The 2,088-nt window shown below is 69.4% G+C and carries 1 protein-coding gene; it reads left to right on the top strand.

Going from position 1 to position 2,088, the window contains the following annotated elements; translation table 11 throughout:
- On the top strand, positions 1-2,088 hold a 2,088-nt coding region (locus FLO80_RS21620; protein ID WP_149187112.1), incomplete at both ends, for an Ig-like domain-containing protein.

Below are 2,088 nucleotides of genomic sequence, written 5' to 3'. Positions count from 1 at the left end.
GGGCGGCGGGATCAACGCTGGTGCGCTGGCGGCGGGTGTTGGTCTGGCGGGGGCTGGCGTGATGGCGGCGGATAGCGGTGGCGGCTCGGGGGCACCCGCGCCGGAGACGTTCAACCGTGCCGATTTCCTGTCGGGCGGCATTTCCAGCAGCACCACCGATATCGTCGCCGAAGGCGCCAGCACCATCGTGTTCACCATCGGCGATGACGAGCAGGCGCCGGTCGCGGTCGATGCCGACGGCAACTGGACGCTTCCGGCATTCTCCGGCGCCGAGGCCGATGCCCTGCCGCAGGGTGAGGTCGAGGTGTCCTGGACCAGCTTTGACAGCGACGGCGAAGAGGTCGACTCGGGCACCGAGACGGTGATCATCGACACCATCCCGCCGGTCGTCGCCATCGACGGCCCGATCGCCGGTGACGACGTGATCAACGCCGCCGAACAGGACGCGGCGCTGACCGTTTCCGGGACCACCGATGCCGAGGACGGCCAGGAGGTCACCGTGACCGTGAACGGCGTCGAATACACGGCAACGGCCGCGGGCGGCGCCTGGAGCGTCGAGGTGCCTGCCGCCGATCTCGCCGGGCTGGGCGATGGCGACACCGTCGCCGTCACCGCCGATGTCGCGGATGCCGCCGGCAACCCGGCCGCCCAGGCCAGCGCCAGCGTCGACACCGATTTCAGCGCCGGGATCGCGATCGACGCGATCGGGGACCTGAACGCGGCATCGCGGCTCGACGATTTCGAGATCACCGGCACCAGCACCGGCGTCGAGGCCGGGCAGACCGTGACCGTAACGTTCAACGGCACTGACTATACCGGCGACGTGCAGGGCGACGGCACCTGGTCGGTGACCGTTCCGCAGGCCGACATGGCCGCGATCGGCGACGAGGTGAGCGAAGTGACCGCCAGCGCCGAGGTTTCGGATGCCGCGGGCAACGGCGCCAGCGCCTCGCAGGACGTGGCGGCCGACTTCTCCGAACCCTCGATCAGCATCGCCGATCCCGCCGATGGCAGCACCATCGGCATCGAGGTGCAGGAGGCCGGGGAACTGACCGTCTCGGGCTCGACCGGCAATGTCTCCGCGGGGCAGGAGGTCACGCTCGAGATCCGCGACGGCGCAGGCGCGGTGGTGCTTTCGGCCACGCCGGCCGTCGCCGCCGATGGCAGCTGGACGCATACTTTCGCCGATATCAGCGGCCTTGCCGACGAAACCGGCTATACCATCAGCACCGAGGTCGAGGATGCGGGCCTGACCGCCAGCGCCAGCGCCGATGTCAGCGTCGATTACAAGCCGATCGTGGCGCTCGACGATCTCGGCGATGACGAGGGCGCGCTGATCCTCGAGGATCTCGACCCGAGCGATTCCGAGATCTCGGGCACGACCGTCGGCATCGAGGACGGCCAGGCCGTGACCGTGCGCATCACCGACGCGGACGGCACCGAGCTGCTCAACGACACCGCCACGGTGACCGCCAACGCCTGGGCGCTGGCCGTGCCCGCGGCGGTGATCGACGCGCTCGAGGCGGGCATGGACTATACCGTCACCGCCAACGCCGCCAATGCCGCGGGCCGCGACGCCGACGAGGCGAGCGAAACGGTGACCGGCTATGCCGAGGCGCCCAACTACCTGATTGCGGGCGGGGCCGACGGCACGGAACTGAGCATGCAGATCTTCATGGACCCGCGCTTCGAGCTGCCCGGCGACCGTGGCGTCAGCCTCGGCGAGGAGGTGAGCTTCGACACGAGCGTGCTTGCCTATCTTGCCGATCCGGCGCCCGTCTACACCGCGGGGCTGACCGGGATCACCAACGCGAGCAGTGCCGACACTGGCCAGGTCACCTTCGGCTCGATCGGCTTCCTGCCCGGCACGTTCGAACCCAGCCAGGACGCGCTGGTCAGCTTCGCGATGAATGTCGCCGATGCCGGCACCGTGGCGCAGATCGACGTCGAAACGAGCGGCGGCGGAAGCTATACCAGCTTCATCGGCACGGCCAGCGATGACACCATCGCGGCCAACAACGTCGACAGCGTCGTCCAGGGCCGCGGCGGCGACGACGCCATCGACATCTCGGCTCCGGGCGCGAACAC

It is taken from the genome of Aquicoccus porphyridii, assembly GCF_008369105.1.
Taxonomy (GTDB): domain Bacteria; phylum Pseudomonadota; class Alphaproteobacteria; order Rhodobacterales; family Rhodobacteraceae; genus Aquicoccus; species Aquicoccus porphyridii.
This window is presented reverse-complemented; position numbering and strand designations above follow the sequence as displayed.